This is a genomic window from Nocardia speluncae NBRC 108251, assembly GCF_001613245.1.
Lineage (GTDB): Bacteria > Actinomycetota > Actinomycetes > Mycobacteriales > Mycobacteriaceae > Nocardia > Nocardia speluncae.
In genome coordinates, this window is sequence record NZ_BDBZ01000002.1 from 117,618 (window position 1) to 133,736 (window position 16,119).

General features: G+C 68.3%; 17 protein-coding genes. 8 read left to right on the plus strand and 9 right to left on the minus strand.

The features are described from left to right. Positions 1–31 precede the first annotated feature (31 nt). The 4 genes from NS6_RS03405 (at position 32) to NS6_RS03420 (ending at position 6,570) form a co-directional block, all read left to right on the plus strand. On the plus strand, positions 32–2,026 hold the full coding sequence (locus NS6_RS03405) for an erythromycin esterase family protein (protein ID WP_068036288.1): 1,995 nt from the start codon (positions 32–34) through the stop codon (positions 2,024–2,026). A gap of 148 nt (positions 2,027–2,174) precedes the next feature. Beyond that, positions 2,175–2,717, plus strand: a complete 543-nt coding sequence (locus tag NS6_RS03410; protein ID WP_168443390.1) for an STAS domain-containing protein — start codon at positions 2,175–2,177, stop codon at positions 2,715–2,717. Between the two features lie 120 nt (positions 2,718–2,837). Continuing rightward, entirely contained in the window at positions 2,838–5,294 is a 2,457-nt protein-coding gene (gene hrpB / locus NS6_RS03415; protein ID WP_068036292.1) for an ATP-dependent helicase HrpB, read from the plus strand. A gap of 316 nt (positions 5,295–5,610) precedes the next feature. Next, the gene (locus NS6_RS03420; RefSeq protein ID WP_068036294.1) at positions 5,611–6,570 is read left to right on the plus strand and encodes a peptidase; all 960 of its coding nucleotides are present in this window, start codon (positions 5,611–5,613) and stop codon (positions 6,568–6,570) included. A gap of 65 nt (positions 6,571–6,635) precedes the next feature. On the opposite strand, the gene NS6_RS03425 is transcribed toward NS6_RS03420, so the two are convergent. Together NS6_RS03425 and NS6_RS03430 are read right to left on the minus strand one after the other, a co-directional pair. Further along, positions 6,636–7,169 carry a hypothetical protein gene (locus NS6_RS03425; RefSeq protein WP_068036296.1) on the minus strand — a complete coding sequence of 178 codons (534 nt, stop codon included), beginning with the start codon at positions 7,167–7,169 and terminating at the stop codon, positions 6,636–6,638. Continuing rightward, positions 7,166–7,612 (minus strand): SPW repeat domain-containing protein, encoded by a 447-nt coding sequence (locus NS6_RS03430; protein ID WP_245669114.1) that lies wholly within the window; start codon positions 7,610–7,612, stop codon positions 7,166–7,168. The genes NS6_RS03425 and NS6_RS03430 overlap by 4 nt, the downstream gene beginning before the upstream one ends. A 99-nt stretch (positions 7,613–7,711) precedes the next feature. Here NS6_RS03430 and NS6_RS03435 point away from each other — a divergent pair, with 99 nt between their 5' ends. Further along, on the plus strand, positions 7,712–8,296 hold the full coding sequence (locus NS6_RS03435) for a TetR/AcrR family transcriptional regulator (RefSeq protein WP_068036301.1): 585 nt from the start codon (positions 7,712–7,714) through the stop codon (positions 8,294–8,296). A gap of 54 nt (positions 8,297–8,350) precedes the next feature. Here NS6_RS03435 and NS6_RS03440 read toward each other — a convergent pair whose 3' ends face one another. From NS6_RS03440 to NS6_RS03455, 4 genes are all read right to left on the minus strand, one after another. After that, on the minus strand, positions 8,351–8,728 hold the full coding sequence (locus NS6_RS03440) for a DUF5313 family protein (protein ID WP_068037816.1): 378 nt from the start codon (positions 8,726–8,728) through the stop codon (positions 8,351–8,353). A 59-nt stretch (positions 8,729–8,787) separates the two neighbouring features. Beyond that, a complete protein-coding gene (locus NS6_RS03445; RefSeq protein ID WP_068036303.1) occupies positions 8,788–9,258 on the minus strand; it encodes a MarR family winged helix-turn-helix transcriptional regulator in 471 nt (156 codons plus the stop codon). Between the two features lie 236 nt (positions 9,259–9,494). Further along, positions 9,495–10,403: an NADP-dependent oxidoreductase gene (locus NS6_RS03450; RefSeq protein WP_068036305.1), complete on the minus strand. Its 909-nt coding sequence runs from the start codon at positions 10,401–10,403 to the stop codon at positions 9,495–9,497. A 43-nt stretch (positions 10,404–10,446) separates the two neighbouring features. Further along, positions 10,447–11,010 carry a nuclear transport factor 2 family protein gene (locus NS6_RS03455; RefSeq protein WP_068036308.1) on the minus strand — a complete coding sequence of 188 codons (564 nt, stop codon included), beginning with the start codon at positions 11,008–11,010 and terminating at the stop codon, positions 10,447–10,449. Positions 11,011–11,144: 134 nt separating this feature from the next. Between NS6_RS03455 and NS6_RS03460 the strand changes: the two genes are divergently transcribed. After that, on the plus strand, positions 11,145–11,795 hold the full coding sequence (locus NS6_RS03460) for a TetR/AcrR family transcriptional regulator (protein WP_068036309.1): 651 nt from the start codon (positions 11,145–11,147) through the stop codon (positions 11,793–11,795). A gap of 170 nt (positions 11,796–11,965) precedes the next feature. Here the strand turns inward: NS6_RS03460 and NS6_RS03465 are convergent, their stop codons facing one another. From NS6_RS03465 to NS6_RS03475, 3 genes are all read right to left on the minus strand, one after another. Beyond that, positions 11,966–12,436, minus strand: a complete 471-nt coding sequence (locus tag NS6_RS03465) for an RDD family protein (RefSeq protein ID WP_068036311.1) — start codon at positions 12,434–12,436, stop codon at positions 11,966–11,968. Positions 12,437–12,499: 63 nt separating this feature from the next. After that, positions 12,500–13,180, minus strand: a complete 681-nt coding sequence (locus NS6_RS03470; protein ID WP_068036313.1) for a TerD family protein — start codon at positions 13,178–13,180, stop codon at positions 12,500–12,502. A gap of 27 nt (positions 13,181–13,207) precedes the next feature. Then, entirely contained in the window at positions 13,208–13,783 is a 576-nt protein-coding gene (locus NS6_RS03475) for a TerD family protein (RefSeq protein ID WP_068036315.1), read from the minus strand. A 204-nt stretch (positions 13,784–13,987) separates the two neighbouring features. On the opposite strand from NS6_RS03475, the gene NS6_RS03480 reads away from it, so the two are divergent. Together NS6_RS03480 and NS6_RS03485 are read left to right on the plus strand one after the other, a co-directional pair. Continuing rightward, the gene (locus NS6_RS03480; protein WP_068036317.1) at positions 13,988–14,662 is read left to right on the plus strand and encodes a response regulator transcription factor; all 675 of its coding nucleotides are present in this window, start codon (positions 13,988–13,990) and stop codon (positions 14,660–14,662) included. Next, entirely contained in the window at positions 14,655–15,995 is a 1,341-nt protein-coding gene (locus tag NS6_RS03485; RefSeq protein WP_068036319.1) for a sensor histidine kinase, read from the plus strand. Before NS6_RS03480 ends, NS6_RS03485 begins: the two co-directional genes overlap by 8 nt. Positions 15,996–16,119: the final 124 nt, after the last annotated feature.

Consider the following 16,119-nt stretch of genomic DNA (forward strand, 5'->3'; position numbering starts at 1 on the left):
TGCTCAGGGCCGGACGGGGTAGCGCCGCCACATGGCGACAAGCGTTTTCCGTGACCGTCACGAGGCCGGGCGGACGCTCGCGACGCTGCTGGACCGGTTCCGCGAGCCGGATACCGTCGTTCTGGCGCTACCCCGGGGCGGTGTGCCGGTGGCATACGAAGTGGCGCAGGCGCTGGGGGCACCGCTCGATGTCCTGGTCGTCCGCAGACTCGGGTCTCCGGGTAACTCCGAGCTGGCGCTGGGCGCTATCGCCAGCGGCGGGGTTCTGGTGACCAACCGTGATGTCCTGGCCGCGGAACGGGTCGGCCCCGATGTCCTGGAACGGATAGCCCGCGCGGAGGGCCGGGAACTGCGCCGCCGGGAACACGCCTACCGGGGTGAACGGCCACTGCTCGATGTCACGGGCCGGACGGTGATCCTGGTGGACGACGGCCTGGCGACCGGCGCGACGATGGACGTGGCGGTCCGCACGGTGTATCGGATGCATCCGGCGCGTGTGGTCGTCGCGGTACCCGTCGCCCTCGAAGCCACCTACGCTGGGTTGCGCGCCCGGGTGGACGAGATGGTCTGCGCGCGGGTGCCTGCGGGGTTCGCCGGGGTGAGCGCCGAGTACCGGGACTTCACCCCGAGCTCCGACGAGGAGATCCGCGATATGCTCGGCCGCGCCGTACAGCTCCCGGCAGGCGAACAGCGTGCCGCCGCCACCGGCCCGGAGGTAGGTGTCAGGTCCGCCGCCACCCCGCTGCCCGACGGCGTCCCGTCCGACGACGTTCTGCTGGACTTGGTGGGTGACGCCCGGTACGTCCTGATCGGGGAGGCCACCCACGGCACCTCGGAGTTCTACGCCGCCCGGGCCCGGATGACGCGTGCCCTCGTCGAACTCGCCGGTTTCGACGCGGTCGCCGTGGAGGCCGACTGGCCCGACGCCCACCGGGCGAACCGCTATATCCGGGGGCGCGGCGACGACAGTGACGCCGAACAGGCACTACGCGGTTTCCAGCGCTTCCCGATGTGGATGTGGCGCAACACCGTGGTCCGCGATTTCGTGGAATGGCTCCGCGAATACAACGGGCGTGCCCCGGCGCGCACCGTCGACTTCTACGGGCTCGATCTCTACAGCATGCGCCGCTCCGCTGCGGAGGTCATCGGCTACCTCGACCGCGTGGACCCGGCCGCGGCACGGCGGGCCCGCGACCGGTACGCCTGTTTCGACCAGCACACCGATGAACAGCACTACGGTTACGCCGCCGCGTTCGGCGCCGGCGACGACTGTGCGGACGCGGTGGTCGCGCAGCTGACGGAAATGCAGCGAATGAGCACCCGGGAGCTGCGCACCGACGGGCACAGCGACCCCGACGAACGGTTCTACGCCGAACAGAACGCCCGCCTGGTCACGGCAGCCGAACAGTACTACCGGGCGATGTTCGGTTCCCGCGTATCGTCGTGGAATCTGCGCGACGAACATATGTTCGCCACCCTCACCGCATTACGCGCACATCTGCGGCAGCGCTCCGATTCCGAGCCGAAAGTCGTAGTGTGGGCGCATAATTCGCATCTCGGCGACGCACGCGCCACGGAACTCGGGTCGGCCGGCGAATTGAATCTCGGCCAGTTGGTCCGGCAGAACTGCCCCGGCGAATCCTGCATCCTCGGCTTCACCACCCACACCGGCACCGTACTGGCCGCCGACGAATGGGACGGCCGCCCCCGGGTGAAGCGGCTGCGGCCTTCCCTGCCGGGCAGCGTGGAGAATCTGTTGCACCGCACCGGGATCGAACGGTTCTTGCTGCGCTTGGATCGCGACCCGATCCCCGCGCTCGCCGCTCCCCAGCTCGAACGCGCCATCGGAGTCGTCTACCGGCCCGACAACGAACGGCGCAGCCACTACTTCCACGCCCGGCCGGCGGACCGGTTCGACGCCTTGCTGCATATCGACGAAACCAGCGCGCTGACCCCACTCGACCTCGTCGCGTATCGCGGGCCGGACGAACCCGGGATACCTACCTCCACACCGTTTGAACCGTAGGCTTGCGTTACGCACCACCAGTGCCTCGCCCCCGCCCGTAACCGGTCGAGTGGGCTAGGGTGGTACGCAGTCACGCGTTCACCTTGAAACATGCAGGGTCGGCGTGACCGCGATGCGCGAACGCATCCTGAGCCGAGTCGGGTGCATCATGAATGCCGATACCAACTTCTCCTCCTTCGCTTCGGCCCATGCCACGTCGTCGTATACGCGCTCGCCCGAGCAGCAACTCCTCTTCCGGGTCCGGCGCCGGGGCGAGATCATTGTTCTGTCGGCCCGCGGTCAAGCCGACGCGTACACGCTGCCGCTGTGGCGGCAGGAGGTGGGGAAGGCCGTCGAAACGGCGGCGGCCGGACGCGGCGCGCTGATCGTCGACACCACCAGACTCGAGTTCCTGTCGCTGCGCACCCTCGCGGCGCTGGCCGAGGATGCGGAACGCTATCGGCGCGACGGCGTCGAGATATGCCTGGTCACCCCGAACCCGCGAATCGCCCGCCTTGCAGGCGGCGATCCGCGAATCGTCGCCCTACCGGTCTGCACGACGGTGGTCGGCGCACTGACCTCGCTGCAACTTCACCGGCAGACCGAACGCCGGCCCGCGCGCCCACAGCCGTATCGGACCCCGCAGATCACCCGCGAAGACCCGGAAACCCAGCATGACCGCCTGCTCCGTGAGTCGGCGTGGCGCAACTGATGCGTACACCGGCCGGAACCGGCCGCTCAGCGCCCGGACGAACGTGGGGAGACACGGCCTTCCGACGAGGTAGGGCGGTGGATGCGGCGGCTCGGAGCGCAGGCATCACACTGTTCGGTGATGAAACTGCCCGAGCTTCCCGATCTGCCGATCCGTAGTGTTCTCGATCGCATTGTCGAGATACTGACCGAACACGAGACGGCGGTACTGGTCGCACCGCCGGGCACCGGTAAAACCACGCTCGTCCCCTTGGCGCTGGCCGCGGGTGCCGCGGGGCGGGTGCTCGTCGCCGAGCCGCGGCGGCTGGCGGCGCGGGCCGCGGCCGGGCGGATGGCCGCACTGCTGGGCGAACAGGTGGGGGAAACCGTCGGCTACTCCGTAAGGGGGGATCGCCGAGTCGGGCGGCGGACCCGGATCGAGGTGGTCACGTCCGGGCTACTGGTCCGACGGTTACAGGACGACCCCGAGATGGCGGGCGTCGATACCGTCGTTCTCGATGAATGTCATGAGCGCCATCTCGACGCGGACCTGCTACTGACGTTGCTACTGGATGCCCGCGCCGGATTGCGACCGGATCTGCGGGTACTCGCCACCTCGGCGACCGTCGCCGCCGACCGGCTGGCGACGCTGCTCGGTGACGGCCGGCCGGCGCCGGTGGTGCAGGTCGAGGGCCGGACCCATCCGGTGAATACGACATACCTTCCGCCGTTACCACGTGAACGCAAGGAAGCGCAGGTCGCCCGTGCCACCCGGGCTGCGCTCGCCGGAACCGGCGGCGACGTCCTGGTTTTTCTTCCCGGCGCAGCCGAGATCCGCAAGACCACGACACTTCTGGCCGACCTCGACGACGTGGATATCGTTGCGCTGCACGGGCGGCTGTCGGCGGCGCACCAGGACTCCGCGCTGCGACCGGGGCCACGGCGGCGCATAGTGCTGTCCACGGCGGTAGCGGAGTCGAGTTTGACCGTGCCCGGTATCCGGGCCGTCGTGGACTCGGGACTGTCCCGCGTGCCGCGTATCGATCGGTCGCGGGGACTGTCCGGGCTGGCGACAGTCCGGGTTTCGGCAGCGGTGGCCGGCCAGCGCGCCGGACGGGCCGGTCGCGAGGCCCCGGGCCGGGTGTGGCGCTGCTGGGCGGAATACGAGCACGCCACATTGCCCGCCTATCCCGAGCCGGAGATCCGCACGGCCGACCTGACCCGGTTGGCGTTGGAGCTGGCGTGCTGGGGCACCGCCGACGGGCACGGCCTCATCTGGTGGGACGCACCGCCGGCCGGCGGACTGGCGGCCGGGCGCGAGGTGCTGCGAGTACTGGGGGCCGTGAACGAAGACGGCGCGGTAACCGATCGCGGGCGGCGGATGGCACGGATCGGGTTGCATCCCCGGCTGGCGCGCGCATTGCTCGATGGGGCGGCCGTGGCCGGAGCGCGCACTGCCGCGGAAGTGGTCACCGTCCTCGACGACGACACCCATACATCCGGCGTCGATCTGGTGGCCGGTCTGCGGGTGCTGCGGCGGGAGCGGCCGGCGCGCTGGCACCGCGAAGTCGAACGGCTGACCCGGACGGTCGGGGGACCGCAGGGGGCCGACGATCCCGCCTATGTCGTCGCGCTGGCCCATCCCGAACGGCTCGCCCGTCGCCGCGGCCCGGATTCCGCGAGCTACCTCATGGCCGGCGGCACCGCCGTGACACTGCCCGCCGGCGCCGGAATGGGCGACGCGGAATGGCTGGCGGTCGGTGTCGCGACGCGTGATCCCGGGCGGTCCGAGGGATATATCCGGCTCGCGGCGGTCGCCGATGAACAGCTCGCTCGCCGCGCCGCGGGGAACCTGATCACGACTGCCGACGAAATCGAGTGGATCGACGGCGATGTGGTCGCACGGCGGATCGAACGCCTGGGCGCGATCACCTTGTCCGAGCGACCGCTCCGCGACCCCGATCGTCGCCTGCTCGCCGTAGCAGTGCGGCGCGGGCTGGCCTCGACCGGTCTCGGGCTGTTGCGCTGGGACGCGGACGCTGTCGCCCTGCGGCAGCGCCTCGATTTCCTGCACCGCACTCTCGGCGCCCCGTGGCCACCGGTCGACGACGAATCACTGCTGGCCGCCGCCGGCACTTGGCTGGGTCCCGAACTCGCCGCCGCCCGCCGCCGTGCCGACCTCGAACGTATCGACGCCGGGCAGGCACTTGCGCGCCTGCTGCCATGGCCGGACGCTGCCCGGATGGACGAATTGGCACCGGACCGCCTCGAGGTGCCCTCCGGCAGCCGCGTACGCCTCGATTACGCGGCCGACCAACCAGTGCTTGCTGTCAAAGTGCAGGAAGTCTTCGGCTGGAAAGAGACGCCGCGCCTGGCTCGCGGACGGGTCCCGATCGTGCTGCACCTGCTCTCGCCCGCCCGGCGACCTGTCGCGGTCACCGCGGATCTGGCGTCCTTCTGGCATACCGGCTGGCCGCAGGTCCGGGCCGACCTTCGTGGCCGCTATCCCAAGCACGCCTGGCCGGAAGACCCCACCACCGTCCCCGCTCACCGGGGCACTGCCCGCAACGCGGGTCGCGGCCGGCCGGCACCACGCTGAACTGCCTCCGGTCGGCCGGGCAAGCGGGCCGCCGACCCGCACTCGGCTCGAGTTCCGGGCCGAGTGCGGCGGCGGGGACGGGTTGATTTCGCTGTAGGACGGGAGTCGACACCGCGGGCCACCACCCGAGTACACGAGTGTGCGCCGTCGTGGCCCCGGCAGTCCGCGCCGTTGTCGCCTGCGATTCTCAGCGCACCGCAACGCGCAGATGGCAGTTTGCGCCGGGCGACACCCCGAAAATTTGCGCCGAGGTTGCCGGTGCGCGCAGACTCGATGCGGGCAACGGTCCTGCTCAGCTCGCACCGGGAGGTAACGGGTGACGTTATATCGCACGCTCACACTTTTCGCAGCCGCGCTGCTCGCCGTGGTGGGTTGCGGTGACGACCCGCACACCGGCGCCACCCGACCGCCGGCGATCCCCGCCCCGCCGCCGCAATTCTGGTCGGCGCCGGCCGACACCCCGCAACAGCAGGCCGCCGTCGCTCAGGCGACCCGCCAGATCGACGTCTGCGCCCTGCTCCCCCGCGATACCCTCGACGACCTGGACCTCGGTGAGATCCGGGACGTCACGATCGGCCTCGACTCGTGCCGCGCCGTCCTGGGTGACCCGGCCCCGGCCGAAGCCGCCACCCTCACCTGGCATTCGACCCTGCTGCCGCCGCTCGCTCCGAGGATCGGCGCCAACAAACAGCTCGGTGACGTGAACATCCTGCTGGTCCCCGACCGCGAGCCCGGCGCCCGCTCCTGCGGCGCCACCGCCCGCTTCCCCTCGGGCGCCGCCTTCTACCTCGGCCTCTCCATCCCGAACCGCGATTCGTGCGCGGTCGCTGACAGTTTGCTACCCGGTATGATCGACCGCTGGCGGCAGTCGCCGGCCCAGGGCACCTCCCCCGACACCGTCACCACGGTCCTCCTCGGCGCCGACCCGTGCGCCGTACGCGCGAAACTGGACGGCACCGCCGATACCGACCAGCTCCGGCTCACCCAATGCCTGTTCCACTTTCGCGACGAAACCGCCACGGTGGCCTACGATTACCGCGTCACCGACCAGGTGCGCGCCCGTGCCACCGAGGAGAAGATCGACAACCGCACCGTGTTCCGCACGACCTCGCTCTACGACAGCCGAATCCCCATCTACTCGGCTGTCGTCGGCCCAGAATTACCTGCCGCCAGCACAGCTTTCGTTCCCCGCGTCCCGGCCGTCGAGGTTACCTCGGCCACCGACGACGTCGCCCGGCAGGTGATGTCGCAAGTCCTGACCCTTTTCCCGCAGTGAGGCGCTATCACGATCACCGCAGATGAATTGCCCCGCCGCACCGAATACCTCCGGCCCGGAACTCTTCAACGGAACGCGATACCACCCCAGCCCAGCGGGAGCTCGACGCGGCCGGCCCGGATATCGGCGACCAGGTCGGCGTAACCTTCACGAGCTTGGGCCAGGTGGAACCACGCCGTGCGCCGCAAGCGCACATCTGCGGAGTGCCGGACGGTCCACCAAGCGTCGACATACCGCATCGCGACCTGGTCGATCACGTGTCCGAGTGAATGGGTGTGGCTGCGCGCCCCGGTGCCGTGCGGCAGATGCCGAACCCGCCACGTATCGATAGCCGCCACCACCGTGGCGATCCGCCGCCGCGAGTCGGCTTCGCCGGATCGCAAGAGGCTCTCGCCCGGATTCATCGCCGAGGCCAGAACCGCGGCGCGCAGGGTTCCCAGTTCACAGGCCAATCCGGCCACCCCCGGGCTGCTGCGGGTCCCGAGATGACCCGCTATCGCGGCGAGCAACCGCTCGGGTGACAGCAGTTCCGCGGCGCCGCCCTCCTGCGGTCCACTGCGTGGGGAACAGCCGGTGCGGGTCCGGACATCGGCGTTCATGCCGCCCGACCCGATTCTGCGCTTCGCGCGGCGCCGGCGGTCTCACGTTGCCGGATCTGACGCAGCCGGTATGTCACCACCTCGTCGACTCGCGTGGCTTCGGCGATATTTCCGGCCTCGTCGTTCACGTAGGCCGCGCCCGCCAGCAAGGTGAGTAGCAGGCCGGTTGTCCAGGCCAGCCATCCCGCGCCCTCGGCGGCGAACCCGCCGACCCAGGGCGCGATGAACAGCATGAGTCCGATGACCGACAGCGCCCAGTGGTCCTTGGCCGGATTGCGCGCCAGTAGTGACCACATCGCGAATATGACGGTCAGCGCGCCCAATCCGATGGTAAGACTCGTGCCGGCCGGCGTCGTCGGGACCCACACCGGGATCAGTGCGGTCACTGTCCCCAAGGCCATCGCAGCCCATCCGACCGTCCGGTTCTCGATCATTCTCCGCATGCCATACCTCCATTTCGATACGCTACCCGTAGCGTAGCATCAATGCTTGGCATGATGGAGCCAGTTGTGCCGGCCAGACACCGAGACGAGGGAGATCCGATGAGCGATGCATCGGGAGCACGTGACGAACGGATCACCGCCGCAACACTGGAACTGCTGCGCACCAAAGGACCGAGAGCAGTGACCGTCGAAGCCGTGGCCGCCTTGTCCGGGGTGGCGAAGACCACGATCTACCGTCGATACAGCAACCGCCGCGATATGCTCACCGCCTCGTTGAGTTCCGTCGCCGAGCCCGAGCCACTCGCGGATACCGCGACCTTGCCGATCGTGACGCAATGGGTTGCCGAACAATCCCGGTATGTGATCGACGCGAGTATCGGCGCCGGCGGACTGGCCGCGCTACTCACCGACGAGGACCCGGAATTCACCACACTGATCCGCGCGCTGCTCGTCGAGCACCGTCGCCGGCTGGCAGAGGCGCTCAGTCGCGCACTCACCGCGGAGAGGCCGCGATCGGAACTCGACGTCGAAACCGTCCTGGACATGATCGTCGGCGCCTATCTCGCGGAGAACGCGCGCAGCGGCACCGCCCGAGACGACTGGACCGAGCGGGTACTGTCCGTCATCGACGCCGCACTGGGCAGCGGCCAACAGGATCGTCACCGGACCAGCCGATCGGCTTGAGGACTGCGGGGGTGTCCCTGGATATCGAACCATTCCCGCGTCGGAGCTCGGGTGTCAGCCGCGGTGGTAGCGCATTTCGTAGCTTGCCTTCTCCTCAGCGGCGCGGCGCTGCCGATCCGGGTCCGCCAGCACGGGGTCGAGACCATGCCTGACCAACACGTGACGCCGGTGCACATACACCAGGGCGACCGCGAAGAAGGCGAGCGGCAGGAAAACCAGCGCGGCCATCGAAACCCCCATCCACCACGGGCCCGGCACCAGGCCGAACAGGCACAGGAGCGGAATCGGGGGCACCAGGAAGCGTTGCAGATACCGCCGGGTGGCGCCCGGACCGGTCTGGTCACGCAGCACCCACTGCTGCATCGAGGATGGCAGCGGCCGGCCGAAAATGTAGCGGATGCGCTGGGTCGGTGTGGGAGTCCGGTCGGTCACAGGGCCCTCCTGCCGGCGGTTCGACACGCGCGCTTCGCCGCGGCGGCTCACGGATGCATTCATAATTCGTTCTCCTGATGCACAAGCGCTGCACTGCGGGCCGCCTCATTGACCCGGCCGAGTACTTCGCGCAATTCCTCGAGGTGGTCGAGCCCCACACCCAACCGGTCGACGACAGCGGGCGGAATCCGTTCGGCTTCCCGACGTAGCGCGCGCCCCGCTTCGGTGAGGTCGACCACGAGGGTGCGCTCGTTACCGGGGTCGCGCCGCCGGGTGATGAGTCCGGCGCTCTCCAAGCGTTTGAGCAGCGGCGACAACGTGGGCGAATCGAGCTGGATCGCCTCCGCGATGGCCTTGACCGACATCGGCGCCTCCCCCCACAGCGCCAGCATGACGAGATACTGCGGGTGCGTCAACCCGAGCGGCTCCAGCAGCGGCCGATAGACCGCAAGCACCGAGCGGTTCGCCACGGCGAGCGCAAAACACACCTGCCGCTCGAGCCGCAGCGGGTCATCGATCTCCGCGGTCATCACACCCCTATTCGATCGTCCGGCGCTTCCAAGATAGCCCACGAATCATTCGTGCACAAATTATTCGCCTATGATCACCATGGCGGCCACGGGGCCCTGCCTCATGGCAGCAGATCACCGAGGCATACCGATACCCGCGCAACCTGATGCCGACCAGGGCTATCTCGGTCGGACCACCCGACAACTGCGCCGGCGATGGTTGCCGACCGCACGGCAGGAAGAAAAGACCCTCGGATTCAGGCGCCCCACGGAGTGAGTACCAGTTTGCCGCGCACCCGCCCGGATTCGCTCAGCCGATGAGCTTCCTGCACCTCGTCCATCGGCAGGACGCGGTCGACGTGAACTCGTACCTGCCCACGGGCCACCGCTGCCCCGATCTCCGTCAGCGTGGCTGCCGACGGCCTGCCGGTAACCATCCGGAATCGGGGATCACCGGTGGCGTCGGAGTCCTGCACGGTGATGTAGCGGCCGTTGTCATCCAGCAGCTGGAGCGAACGCTTGCCGTACTCCCCGCCGACGAGATCCAGCACCACGTCGACGCGGTCGATGGCTTCGGCGAAATCGGTTGCTGTGTAGTCGAGGACTTCCGCGGCGCCGAGCCCACGCACGAACCGATGGTTCGCGGTGCGCGCGGTGCCGATAACGCGCGCACCGCGACGTTCGGCGAATTGGACGGCGAAGTGCCCGACACCCCCGGCGGCGGCGTGCACGAGCACGGTCTCACCGGGCCGCGGGTCCGCTGCGTCCAGGGCCTGCCAGGCGGTGAGTGCCGCGGTGGGCAGAGCGGCGGCCGTCACGTGGTCCACACCGGATGGGCGAGGTGCGAGTGCATTCGCTCGGGCGATGACGAATTCACTGTAGGTCCCGGTGCGGCTGTGGACCATCCCGAAGACGTTGTCACCCGGGTGCATTCCCGTTACGCCGGTGCCGGTTTCGACGACCGTGCCGGAGATATCGAAACCCAGTGTGAAGGGCGGGTCGCCCAGAAACCGGACCCGGCCCGCCCGGAGTTTGCAGTCCACCGGGTTCACCGCGGCGGCGCCGAGCCGGAGCAGTACCTCGCCGCTGCCGGGTACCGGCCGGGCGCCCTGCACTGTTTCCAGCACTTCCGGGCCACCGAACCGCTGCTGGCCGATGAATTTCATCGCTACTCCTGCACTTTCGGTTCTCTCCGGTCCAGGTGCCGCCTCACCACCGCGCTGGAGCGGGGGTTTCCATGGACAGCGGGCGCTCGTAGGAAAGGTCCGATTCGTCGCGGGTCCCGACGAGATAGCCCGCCTTCGTGAAGAAACTCGATTGCAGCATCGACGCGTCCGCCGCGAACATCGTCTCGACGGTCGAGCGCCGCACCACGATGCGCCACCCACCGTCCCGGCACTCGAGCCGGTCCAGATAGCGGCCGGCGATCACCTGGGCGCTGCGGCCGTCGTGTCCGAGCAGGACGACGATGACATAGCTCTCCGCGTGTGCGGTATCACCGTCGATCTCGCAGTTATGCGTCGTGATGTGGTGGGTGTGCACACGGGAGGTGGCCGCGTGCGTGGAATTGGCCCATTCGGCGTATTCGGGGCCCGGGTTCACCGCGGAGCCGTGTTCGTCGACTCCATCGGGGTGATAAGCGGCGGAGACGAGATCGGGGTCGTGGCGATCGCAGCCGCGCGCATGACCCGCGATGCAATCCAGGATCGCCGACCGGTCCATCAGGTATCGAACGTCTCGCTGCAACGCCGCCAAGTCGCTGTCGGTGGCCATATCTCTCCTCGGTGGCATGCGGCGAACAGGGCCGGTCGAACACTCTGACGTTCTCTCACCGCGTGTGCTGTACGATCGTACAGCACACGCGGTGAGAGAACGGGTGTTCACGGGGAGAACAGGAGGCGGGCACGGTGGCATCGGCACGGCGCACCGGCACCGAGACGTCCCGGACCAGGGGCGTCCTACTGGACTGCGTGGAGCAGTTGATGCTGGAAGAGGGATACGCGGCAGTGACGTTCCGCGCCGTCGCTGCCAAGGCCGGTGTCACCCCCAGCTTGGTCCAGTACTACTTCCGCACCCTCGACGGTATCTTCCTCGCCGCCATCCGCCGCTACACCGAACGCAATATCCGGCATCTCACCGAGGCCCTGGCGGTACCGCCCGGCCAGCGGCCCCGCATACTCTGGGATTACAGCCGCACCGAAGCGGCCAGTGCGCTGACCACCGAGTTCATGGCGTTGGGCAACCATCGCGAATCAGTCCGGGCCGAGATCGCCGAAGCAACCGAGCGGGTACGGAAACTCCAGCTCGACGCCCTGTCGCAGGGAGCCGACGGGCTCAGATTCCTCGATCGGAAACTCACCCCTGGCGGGCTGCTGCTTCTCATCACCGGTATCCCGAAATACCTTGCGCTCGAAGAAGGGATCGGTGTCCGCACCGCCCACCAGGAGCTGGTCGATGCCTTCGAGGAGTTCCTGGGTCCGGTGCCGGCGACCGTCGGCAAAGGCAAGTCCGCGCGGCCCCGCCGCGACCGACCGGGTGGCCGACTCCAGACCCGGTAACCCTGATCGGCCTCGGCACAGGGCATTTCGTAGTGCCGAAGCCGCCGCCACGCCTGGCTACCGCGAGGAACGACCGCCGCCTTCTCCGGCACCGACACGCCGGCCGAGCCGTGTCGAGATTCGCGACGAAGCCACAGCCCCAACAGGTTCGACCGGTCGGCCGCGCTCCCCTACTGGTCCTCGACGACCCGGGTCCCGTCTGCGAAGCGATCGTGCCAGCCCTGTTTGGTGGGGCTGGAGCTGATGGTCACCGCTATGCCCAGGGCGGCGAAAAACCAGAGCACGCCGCCGATACACGGGATGAGATTGAGCAGCATGTAGGAGTTGCGGAACGCGGATTCCTTGAGACCGGGCTTGGCTGCCCCACCGGCCCCTTCGACCTGTAGCCCGAGCAGTTTCTTGCCGGGTGTGGCGCCGGTGGTGACCTCGAAGCCGATGAAGTACAGGAAAGCGAATCCCGCACCGGGCAGGATGGAGAGCCATTCGGGGGTGCCGAATTTGTTCAGTATCCAGAACAGGATTGCACCGACAACGCCGGCGACGATCCAGTCGATGAAGCGGGCGCCGGCACGCTTACCCAGGCCACCCGGGGTAGCCCCGACCGGGGTGCCGAGTCGGGGATCGTATCCGTCTGTGCTCATTGATTCTTCCTTGTGATAGAGACCGCGCGGGTCGGGGTTCCGCCTGCCGAATGGCCGGTCACGCTACTTGCGCCCGGCGGCCCAGCGCAGACCCCACTGGTAGGCCCGGTCGAGGTCGGCCTGGCCACCGTCGACGTATTCGACCTCACGCCCCACGGTCAGCCCACGACCCGTATTCGTCAGCAGCGCGACCGCGCAGATTCGTGCCCCGTCGACCGCCGAATCCAGACGGACCTCGATCTGCGGCCCGGCGGTCGGATACATGGTGACCACACCGTCGACCGCCGCCCAGTTCGCGGCGCCCTCGTAGATCATGGCGAAGACCAGGATCCGGCGGAACGCGCCGGGGTCGGCGAGGTTGATGTGCAGATTCTCCCCGCCGGTCACGGCACCGGTGCGGTCGTCACGATCCAGCGCGATGAACGGCGGCCTGTTCAGGTCGCCGTAGCTGTTGCCCAATGCCTGGACGACTCCCTTGGAGCCGTCGGCGAGTTCATAGAGGCAGCCGAGGTCCAGGTCGATACCGCCACTCGCGCCGAGCAGTTTCGCGAAGAAACCCGGCTTCCCGGCCGGTCCCGGATCGGTCCAGTTCAGGTTCACCCGCATCACGCCCTGGCGTTCACCGCTTTTCGTGAGGTCGACGCTGCGTTCGTTCTTGGTGAGTGTCAGCTTGTTCGGGCCGGACCCCCGGTTCACGTCGCCCGCCGCGGACGGCGCCCGGCGCTTGGTGTAGTCGATGCCCATCGGCCGTGCTCCCGATCGCAGACGAGGTCAGATGTTCACGCCGTAGTCGCGGGCGATGCCCGCCAGCCCGGAGGCATAACCCTGGCCGATCGCGCGGAATTTCCACTCCGCACCATGGCGGTAGAGCTCCCCGAAGACCATGGCGGTTTCTGTCGAGGCATCCTCGGTCAGGTCGTAGCGGGCCAGTTCCGCACCTGTCGTCCGGTCCACGACCCGGATGAACGCATTGCGGACCTGCCCGAACGACTGCTGCCGCGCGTTCGCGTCATGGATCGATACGGGAAAGAAGATGCTGGTGATCGTGGGCGGAGTGGCGGCGAGGTCGACGTTGATCACCTCGTCGTCGCCGTCACCCTCACCGGTGAGGTTGTCGCCGGTGTGCTCGATGCTGCCCTCGGGCGAACGCAGGTTGTTATAGAACACGAAATGCCCATCCGAGAGGACCTTCTGATCCGGCCCGGTAGCCATGGCGCTGGCATCGAGGTCGAACTCGGCACCCGTGGTCGACCGCACATCCCAGCCCAGACCGACCGCCACCGCAGTCAGATTCGGTGCCTGTTTCGACAGCGATACATTGCCACCCTTCGCGAGGGTCACGCCCATCCTGCTGCACTCCTTCTCATGGTGAACGGCCACGGCCATGCTGCCGGGCCGCGAACATGGTGCCCGGAGAATGCTTAAGCCAGCATTAACGACGGTTCGGCGCGGGGGTCGCGGTGCCTGCACCGAATCGCTTCGACCACGGTGAGGAGCAACCGAACAGCACGGTTGCGGCCGGACGGACAGCGTCGATTCATACTGGGTGCCGTGCGCATATTGGTGGTCGACGACGAGAGCCGCTTCGCCGACGGGCTGCGGCGAGGACTTCGAGCCGAGGGTTTCGCCGTCGATCTGGCCTACACCGCGACAGACGGCCTCTGGCAGGCGCGCGAGGTGCGCTACGACGCGCTCGTCCTGGACGTGATGATGCCGGGGATGAGCGGATACGCGGTGTGCCGGACCCTGCGAGACGAGGGAAACTGGACACCGATTCTCATGCTCACCGCCAAGGACGGTGAATGGGACCAGGTCGAAGGACTCGATACCGGCGCCGACGACTATGTGATCAAACCCGCCGATTTCCCGGTCCTCGTTGCCCGGCTACGCGCATTGATCCGCCGCGGCCGCCCGGAACGCCCGACCTCACTGCGAGTGGGCAGCCTACGTCTCGACCCGGCCACCCGGGAGGTCCGCCGCGGTGATACCCCGGTGCGGTTGACTGCCCGGGAATTCGCTGTCCTGGCGTTCTTCGCGCGCGAGCCGGGCGTGATCCGCTCCAAGAGCGATATTCTGGCCGGCGTCTGGCACGGCGAATTCGACGGTGATTCCAATATCGTCGAGGTCTATATCGCACACCTGCGAGCCAAGATCGACAAACCGTTCGCTCTCGACACCATCCGGACAATCCGCGGCGCGGGTTATCGGCTCACGCCCGATGTCTAGCCTGCGTCTGCCGTCGCTGCGGGTGCGGATCACGGTGACGACCACGGCCGTCGTGCTGGCGGTCCTGGCCGGCGGTGCGGTGACTTTTCTGGCGCTGTTCCGACACACCCTGGTCACCGGGCAATCGGATGCCGCCGATATCCAGGCCGCGCAGATTGCCACGGACGCCCAGCACCGGCTCGAGAACGCCGCGGGTCCGATATTGCTACCGGTGTCGGAGGTCGACGATGTGATCATCCAGCTCCAGCAGGACGGTCGCGTGATCGCCACCTCCGAGGGGGATTCCGCCAAAGGGCCGACCCTGCCCGTGCCGTTCGCCGCCCGCTTTCCCCTCGGCGGGGACAGCTACGTCGTGCAATCGGCGCCGATCCCGGCAGAATCTGGAGCGGTGCAATCCGTTGTCGTCGCACGCTCACTCGAGGACGCCGACAGCGCAGTGCGATCGGCCGCCCTGCTGCTGGCCGCTGCGGTGCCCACCGTCAGCGCGTTCGTCGCGGCACTGATGTGGGCGGTGGTCGGCCGCTCGCTGCGACCGGTCGAGCGCATCCGGCTCGACGCCGAATCCATCGGTGCGGATCTTTCCCGGCGAGTGGATCCACCCGCCGGGAAAGACGAGGTCGCACGGCTGGCAGCGACCATGAACCGAATGCTCGACCGGCTGGAATCCTCACACCGTGCGCAGCAACGGTTCGTCTCCGACGCCTCCCACGAACTGCGCTCGCCCGTGGCCGCCATCCGCCAGCACGCGCAGGTCGCGTTGCACCATCCCGGGGCGACCGATCTGGCATCGCTGGCCGGGGTGGTCGACAGCGAGGCCGGGCGATTACACGGTCTGGTGGACGATCTGCTGCTGCTGGCACGTCTCGGAGAAGGGCCCGGCCACAACCGCGGCGAGGTCGATCTCGACGATATCGTCCTCGCCGAAGCGAGCCGGTTGCGCCAACTCGGTGTAACGGTCGATATCGCGGCCGTGGGACCGGCCCGGGTGTTCGCCGATGAAGGACTCCTGGCCAGGGCGGTTCGCAATGCCACCGACAATGCGCGCCGCCACGCCCGCGTTCGTGTCGATTTCACACTGCGCTGCGAGAACGGACAGGTTGTCCTGTGGGTCGACGACGACGGCGACGGCGTCCCGGAGACCGACCGTGACCGGCTGTTCCGCCGTTTCGAACGCAGCGACGACAACCGCAGCCGCACCCAGGGCGGCGCCGGCCTGGGCCTGGCCATCATCGCCGAAGCCGCCCGTCACACCGGCGGCAGCGCGCGATTGTCGAGTTCGCCCCGCGGCGGAGCCCGCCTCGAGATCAACCTGCCGGAACACACCGACGATTGACCCGGATACAGATCTCACCCCTGCCTCTGGAATCTCTCAGAACTGCCTCGAGCCCTCCGGCCCCGGAAAACACGCAGCAGGGATGCTGCCTCGGATCGCCCGACGTGCCGGCGAGGATCCTGCG